General features: G+C 41.5%; 12 protein-coding genes and 1 pseudogene. 2 read left to right on the plus strand and 11 right to left on the minus strand.

Features of this window, described 5'->3' with window-relative positions; genetic code table 11:
- Window positions 1–53 precede the first annotated feature (53 nt).
- The 6 genes from HK413_RS09255 to HK413_RS09275 all read right to left on the minus strand — a co-directional run bounded on the left by HK413_RS09255 (window position 54) and on the right by HK413_RS09275 (window position 3381).
- Window positions 54–449, minus strand: coding sequence for a hypothetical protein (locus HK413_RS09255; RefSeq protein ID WP_175269985.1), 396 nt, complete (start codon window positions 447–449; stop codon window positions 54–56).
- A gap of 42 nt (window positions 450–491) precedes the next feature.
- The gene (locus HK413_RS09260) at window positions 492–641 is read right to left on the minus strand and encodes a hypothetical protein (protein ID WP_175269986.1); all 150 of its coding nucleotides are present in this window, start codon (window positions 639–641) and stop codon (window positions 492–494) included.
- A gap of 222 nt (window positions 642–863) precedes the next feature.
- Window positions 864–1637 (minus strand): MlaD family protein, encoded by a 774-nt coding sequence (locus HK413_RS09265; protein ID WP_246230142.1) that lies wholly within the window; start codon window positions 1635–1637, stop codon window positions 864–866.
- Complete coding sequence (locus HK413_RS17655; protein ID WP_246230144.1) at window positions 1618–1860, minus strand: MlaD family protein; 243 nt, start codon at window positions 1858–1860, stop codon at window positions 1618–1620. Before HK413_RS17655 ends, HK413_RS09265 begins: the two co-directional genes overlap by 20 nt.
- A 22-nt stretch (window positions 1861–1882) precedes the next feature.
- Window positions 1883–2569, minus strand: coding sequence for an ABC transporter ATP-binding protein (locus HK413_RS09270; RefSeq protein ID WP_175269987.1), 687 nt, complete (start codon window positions 2567–2569; stop codon window positions 1883–1885).
- 95 nt (window positions 2570–2664) lie between these two features.
- The gene (locus HK413_RS09275) at window positions 2665–3381 is read right to left on the minus strand and encodes an MlaE family ABC transporter permease (protein ID WP_175269993.1); all 717 of its coding nucleotides are present in this window, start codon (window positions 3379–3381) and stop codon (window positions 2665–2667) included.
- 301 nt (window positions 3382–3682) lie between these two features.
- Here HK413_RS09275 and HK413_RS09280 point away from each other — a divergent pair, with 301 nt between their 5' ends.
- The gene (locus HK413_RS09280; protein ID WP_175269988.1) at window positions 3683–3952 is read left to right on the plus strand and encodes a hypothetical protein; all 270 of its coding nucleotides are present in this window, start codon (window positions 3683–3685) and stop codon (window positions 3950–3952) included.
- Window positions 3953–4092: 140 nt separating this feature from the next.
- Here HK413_RS09280 and HK413_RS17660 read toward each other — a convergent pair whose 3' ends face one another.
- The 5 genes from HK413_RS17660 to HK413_RS09295 all read right to left on the minus strand — a co-directional run bounded on the left by HK413_RS17660 (window position 4093) and on the right by HK413_RS09295 (window position 5897).
- Window positions 4093–4245, minus strand: coding sequence for a hypothetical protein (locus tag HK413_RS17660; RefSeq protein WP_246230146.1), 153 nt, complete (start codon window positions 4243–4245; stop codon window positions 4093–4095).
- Window positions 4242–4577 carry a DsbA family oxidoreductase gene (locus HK413_RS19815; protein WP_262886856.1) on the minus strand — a complete coding sequence of 112 codons (336 nt, stop codon included), beginning with the start codon at window positions 4575–4577 and terminating at the stop codon, window positions 4242–4244. Before HK413_RS19815 ends, HK413_RS17660 begins: the two co-directional genes overlap by 4 nt.
- Window positions 4578–4597: 20 nt before the next feature.
- Window positions 4598–4792: a DsbA family protein gene (locus HK413_RS19820; RefSeq protein ID WP_262886857.1), complete on the minus strand. Its 195-nt coding sequence runs from the start codon at window positions 4790–4792 to the stop codon at window positions 4598–4600.
- Between the two features lie 151 nt (window positions 4793–4943).
- Entirely contained in the window at window positions 4944–5138 is a 195-nt protein-coding gene (locus HK413_RS09290) for a heavy metal-binding domain-containing protein (protein WP_175269989.1), read from the minus strand.
- A gap of 3 nt (window positions 5139–5141) precedes the next feature.
- Window positions 5142–5897: a hypothetical protein gene (locus HK413_RS09295; protein ID WP_175269971.1), complete on the minus strand. Its 756-nt coding sequence runs from the start codon at window positions 5895–5897 to the stop codon at window positions 5142–5144.
- A 15-nt stretch (window positions 5898–5912) separates the two neighbouring features.
- On the opposite strand from HK413_RS09295, the pseudogene HK413_RS17665 reads away from it, so the two are divergent.
- A pseudogene (locus HK413_RS17665) lies at window positions 5913–6000 on the plus strand (DsbA family oxidoreductase); the annotation flags it as partial.

Below are 6000 nucleotides of genomic sequence, written 5' to 3' on the forward strand. Positions count from 1 at the left end.
TTTATTTATATGTGCCGATTAGGGGTGAAGTATCACCTTTTATTTAAAAATAGTTATTCTTTCACCGCCGTAACTTCCGATCCATCGGTGCCTTTGGTCGAGAATATAAGTTGTTTACCATCAAACTTCTCAATGTAAAAAGGAAACTCCCGGATGCCTGTAGCTAAGATCTCTTTATAGCGGATATTTGACCCATCGATGGTAAATGTTCCATGGGATAGTACTTTACCATCCCAATTAATGATCAGGCTGTCTTTTTGGGTGAACTCTATAAAAGGCTTTTCAGTAAGTAAAGTCATTTTGCCTACGCTATCCGGCGGACCGGCGTTTGGGTTACGCACACGGGTATATTTCCATTTGCCGTAAAGATCTTGTGGAGTAACGGATGATTTGCAAGAAGGTAAGGCGGCAACTATTAACAGCAATAAACCAAAGGCTAATTTTTTCATGTTGATGAATTTGGATAGCCAAGATAGTGAATGGATCTTTAATTATTCTTTTTTGGTTCTTCTGTAATTTATGTTCAGCTTTTTTACCTCGTCTTTTTCACTTAAAGGGAAATCGGTTTCTATCTTTTCAGTGGTTTTAACGGCAGGCTTTTTATTGGGTGTGGCTGGAGTTGCTGGTTTAACGGTTTTCATAATTATTAATTTAATGTTACAGGAGTGAGTGGCCTATGCTAAATTAAACTTAGGAAAACGGAAAGTGTTTGAGGTTAGATGATATAACTAACAATCTGTCATTTCGATACGAGGAACGAGTGAGAACTTCTCTCTTGAGCGCCAGCGAAAAAATCTTATACACGCGATCCGTAGCACGGAGTATAAGATTTCTCCCGTTGGTCGAAATTACAATGCGTAAGTCTACTGTTTATTTGCCTTCTTTATACTATCAGCTTTGGCTTTTGCCCTGTCTTTAAAAAAGCCTTTAAAGAAGAAGTTATGCTGCAGTGCTTCCAAATCATCATTTGCCTTAACAGATGCATCATGCAGGTTGTTAAGCGTACCCTGTAATTTAGCTGCCGCTTTAGGATCGTTAATTAATACACCAATAGTGTTATCAGTACGGTTAAATTTATCAGTAGCTGTTTTTAAATTGCTTGCCGCATCGGCACCACTGTTGGCTGCTTCACGAAGTTTGTTAGCTGCGGCTTTTATAGTAGCAAATGTAGCTGTATCAGTTAACATCTTATCAGCCAAACCGCCCTTAGTGTTCATTTTTGAACTGAATTTTTCAAGATTTGCAGCTAAGCGCGCTGCGGTAGCACTGGTACGCTCGAAATTGGTCATCGCATTTCTAAACTGGTTACCTACGGCGCTATCGGCCATAAGTGTACCTACAGTACCTTTACCTTGTAATATTTTACGGCTCAATAATTTAAAGTCGCCGGTTATTGATAGTAAGTTTTGATTGTTCTGTTGCAGTACTTTCAACATATCATCAGTTGATGTTATTTTTTCAGTTTGTAAAACATCACCATCCTGCACAACCGGAGCCTGCGGACTGCCGCCATCAATTACAATAATCTTGTTGCCTATTAACCCGTCCGACCCTATGTGAACACCAGCGTTGCGGTGTACATATTGCTGGCTGGTTTCGTCTATACTCATCCGTACATCAACTTTGGCCGGGGCCAATAAAATGGATCTTGCTGATGCTGCCAACTTTTACGCCCGAGAACCAAACGCTGTTACCGGTTTTTAATCCGGATACATCATCAAATACGGCACTGATATGTATACTTTTTGAGAAGCTTTTTGACTGGCTGCCCAAAGTGAAAACGCCGACAATAAAAACTAACAGGCCTATGGCCGGGAACAGTCCTACTATTATTGCCCGTTTATTTTCTGTTCTATCCATTATGTTGTAATGCTGTGTAAATCTATCTTATAAAATTGTAATCAAAAAATGGTTTTACCCGTTCGTCCTTCGTATCAAAAACCTCGTCGAATGTGCCCTGGCGCTGAAACTGGCCATCTAACAGCATAGCTATCCGGTCGCCTGTTTGTTTGGCGCAGGTTAAATCGTGGGTGATGATGATGGATGATGTCTTATATTTTTGCTGAACCTCATTGATCAGCTCATTTATCTCGATACACGTAATAGGGTCGAGGCCGGCTGTAGGTTCATCATACAGCATAATCTCGGGGTTCAATATCAATGTACGTGCAATGCCAATACGTTTACGCTGCCCGCCGGATAACTCAGATGGCATCTGGTTAATAGTTTGGCTCAGGCCTACGGCATCCAGCACGCTTTCTACAGCATCGTCTATTTCTGCTTTGGTTATGCCCTTACGGTTACGCACCAGCGGGAACTCCAGGTTCTTGCGCACGGTCATACTATCGTACAAAGCGCTGTTCTGGAAGGAGAAGCCTATGCGGATACGCAGCTCCTGTAATTCCCTGTCCGATATTTTATTGATGTCCTGGCCAAGTACCTCGATATGACCTTTGTCCGCCTGCAATAAACCCGAAATGATCTTTATCAATACAGACTTACCCGTACCTGAACGACCCAGCACCACCAGGTTTTCGCCCTGGAAAAGCTTCAGGTCTATACCACGCAATACATGATAGTCCTCAAAAGATTTTTCTAACCCCTGATATCTATCACTGTGTTATTGTAGTCTACATGTGCCTTGGGCTTATGCATAATTTATTATTAACGAAACCAACTGGTTATCTGTACTATTACTATTTCTTCAATAAATATCAAAAACATGGCTGTTACCACAGCGCCATTGGCAGCTTTACCTACACCCTCTGTACCTTTTGTCGAAAAATAGCCCCGGTAGCTACCTACAATGCCAATGGTAAATCCAAATACGATTGATTTAACTAATGATGATGTAAAATCGGTAAAGGTAAGCGGATCAAAAAATTCCTGTACAAAGGTGTTAAAGCTGGTACCCTCATTAACAGCTACGTTTATGTAGCCGCCCAACATAGCTACCAAACCGGTATATGTTGCCGGGATAGGGATAGTTAAAGTTGTGGCAAGTACGCGTGTACAAACCAAAAATTTAAACGGTTTAGTGCCCGATACCTCCATAGCGTCAATCTGCTCGGTTACGCGCATGGAGCCTAATTCGGCACCTATGCTTGAACCTACTTTACCGGCCGCTATCAATGCGGTTACCAACGGAGCCGGGGCCCGCATGATGGCTATTGATACCAACGACGGTAACCATGAAGTAGCTCCAAACTGACCTAAGGACGGCCGCGACTGCTTGGTAAATATTAAACCTACAATAAATCCCGTTAATGATATTAAAGCGAACGAACGTACACCAACCTCATAACACTGACGCACAATTTCTTTAAACTCGAAAGGCTGCACAAATGCCTCCTTAAAGAACCGGATAATGAACTTGTGGATGTTATAAAGGCTTACAAAAAAGTTGCGAACTTACCTTTGGTTTTTTTGCCTTTTTTGGGGTTGGAGAGCTGTGTCTAATTCGGTATCCATCAATGGGACAAAGGTATTACTTATGCAAGATATTTCCTGACTATATTATACAAAAAGTTAATAAACTTAGTTGTTATGCGTATTTATTAATCATTTGATTAATGAGACAAATGTACAGTACTTTATGTTACGGCAAAGTCAAAAAATAGTGTGCAGACTATATATCCATTTGGCTTGCTTATTGCTTACATGCAGTAGAGGAGAACGTATTATGAACTTATATCAACAAAAATGGCTTAATATATTGCAAAATGCCAACCTGCCCGGCTGGGATATTAAACCTTTGGATGATGGTATCTACGTAGAAATGCCGCATGTAACCGACCTCAAACTGATCCGCGATATCCTGCCCGAAACACTCGCGGCATTATCATTAGATATCGAGGTGCCTAAATCAAGGCTGAAGTTCCATTTCCATAACGGGTATGAGAACTTCGAATATATTCTAAACCCTAAGGATGTGGATTTAAATAAAGAATAGTTATGCCCCAAATATTTTATGTCATTCTGAGCTTTAGCGAAGAATCTTCTAAATGCGATAAGTAAGATATATCACTTGTCAATTCTACAAGATCCTTCGCTAACGCTCAGGATAACAAAGCTTTTTTTGAGCTTGATATCTTAACAATCTCCGCCAACTTCACAACTATCGCCTTCAACTACATCGAGTTTAGCAGGTTTGGTTTCCATCCATTCGCTATAAGCTTTCTCCAGCGTTTCTAAAAATGTAGGTACGGCCTGCGCGCCTGATACGCCATATTTATTATCCATCACAAAAACGGAACGCCACGGATGCCTAACTGCTGCGCCTGTGCTATATCCTGCTGAACATTAATGGCAAACTTATTACCCGCTAAAGTATGATGAACCTCGGCCTTGTCTAAGCCAATGCTTTCGCCAAGCTCGGCTAAGGTATCGTGGTCTGCTATGTTTTTACCTTCGGTGAAGTAAGCATTGAATAGGGCCTCTTCGGCTTCATCACCTAAACCATTTTGTTTGGCCAGGTGCGCAAAACGGTGCGCGTCGAAACTATTGGCAACAATTGCTTTATCAAAATCATAGGTTAAGCCAACCTCGGCAGCCATTTGGGTCACCTGGTTGTTCATTTGTTTGGCGTGGTCAAGCGTTATGCCCTTAATATCCGCCGGTATTGGTTAATATTTAAAGTAACGTCAGTTACCGGGTTGGGGTTTAGCTGGAAACTTTTCCATTCTATCTCCACTTCGTCTTTATGCTCAAATTGTGCTAAAGCCTGTTCAAACCTGCGTTTGCCAATGTAGCAAAACGGGCACATCACGTCACTCCAAATTTGTATCTTCATGGCGCAAAGTTACCACAAGAGTATAAATTCAGCGTAAGCGCAAAGTAAAATTGATTGTGGATGCCAAAGATGATGGAAATTGTTACCGGTGTTGTAGATACAGGTGTCACAACTGATACAGCTGAAACGCCTGTAACAGTTATAACATCTATTATTTATCCGCTTCGCGCTCCACCAACTGCATCCCGCATTTAGAACAGACGCCTGGTTTATCTGCTCCAATCTCCGGGTGCATTGTGCAGTAGTATTTATATTCCTTTTTCTTTGGGGCCTTATCTTTAGCGGCATTACTACAGGCACCAAAACTTAAACCAATAAATGCTAAGGCTATTAATGCTGATCTCATGACTTACTTATTTTTAATAAATGCGGTTAACCCTAATAGCGAAACCACTAATACAGTTAACGCTGCTAACATACTCACTATATCACGAATATTCTTGCCCGCCCAGGTCATCCAAAAGAATTTATGCAGGAAGATAAAGCTCAATCCCTCGGCGCGGTCTATACCCGCCACTTTGGTTGCCAGTTTGGCCGTTGTGGTTTCTATATACCGGTTCTCGCCATTGGCATAGCTTACCTTTTGCACCGGTAAGCGCTTGTTAATAAAACCGTATTCGTTATCAAACTGGCCAATGCGGGTTATTGTTGGCTGGGCCCGTGTCTTACCATCGCCATAATAATCGCTTAAAAAGGCTGCAAATTTGGTGTCGCCATCTTTTAGTTCTGTACCCGTTGTGGTATCAAAATATAAGACGCGTTTTTTGTAATTGGTGATTTGATAATAAGTGTGATTATTAAATTTTGCTAACGCGATGCGGTTAATACTGCTATCCGGCAATGTTAATTGAAGGTTAGACAATACTAACTCACTTCGATCTATCAGCTGCGCATATTCCGGTTTCGCTACTTTACCATTGCGTAACTGGATAATGATATGGAACGCTCCGCTGGTGATAAACATAAACAGGATAAACGAAATAATGAGGCCAATTTGACGGTGATAACGATGCACCAGGCGTTTATCTTCCGCGCCTTTTGTCTTGCGTTTTTCGGCAACGGCTTTAAAATTTTTCCAGAAGAGGCCGTAAACTGTTCGATACAAATTTGGAGTGACGTGATGTGCCCGTTTTGCTACATTGGCAAACGCAGGTTTGAACAGGCTTTAGCACAATTTGAGCATAAAGACGAAGTGGAGATAGAATGGA

The sequence above is a fragment of the Mucilaginibacter humi genome, from assembly GCF_013087555.1.